Source organism: Gemmiger formicilis (assembly GCF_016901605.1).
Lineage (GTDB): Bacteria > Bacillota > Clostridia > Oscillospirales > Ruminococcaceae > Gemmiger > Gemmiger formicilis_B.
In genome coordinates this window covers 1-220 of record NZ_JACJKP010000846.1, presented here as the reverse complement: position 1 = coordinate 220, position 220 = coordinate 1, and the positions used below count along the sequence as shown (strand labels likewise).

At 48.6% G+C, this 220-nt stretch carries 1 pseudogene; it reads right to left on the bottom strand.

Features of this window, described 5'->3' with window-relative positions:
• Nucleotides 1-2 precede the first annotated feature (2 nt).
• Nucleotides 3-220, bottom strand: a pseudogene (locus tag H6B10_RS18375) (hypothetical protein); the annotation flags it as partial.

Sequence of the window (220 nt, the reverse complement as noted above, 5' to 3'; positions counted from 1 at the left end):
ATTTAATAGTAACCCCAGAAACGTTTACAGAAACAACAAGGAGGATCACAGAATGAAAAAAGCATTTTCTCTCCTGCTGGCTGGTGTGATGTGTGTTGGCCTGTTGGCTGGCTGATCCGGCCAAAAAGCAGTTCCAGAGCATTTTCCCACACATAGTCCGGGAACATCTCCAGGCAGGTGCCGGTGGGCCACTTGCTCTCCAAGGTCTGAATATCCTGAT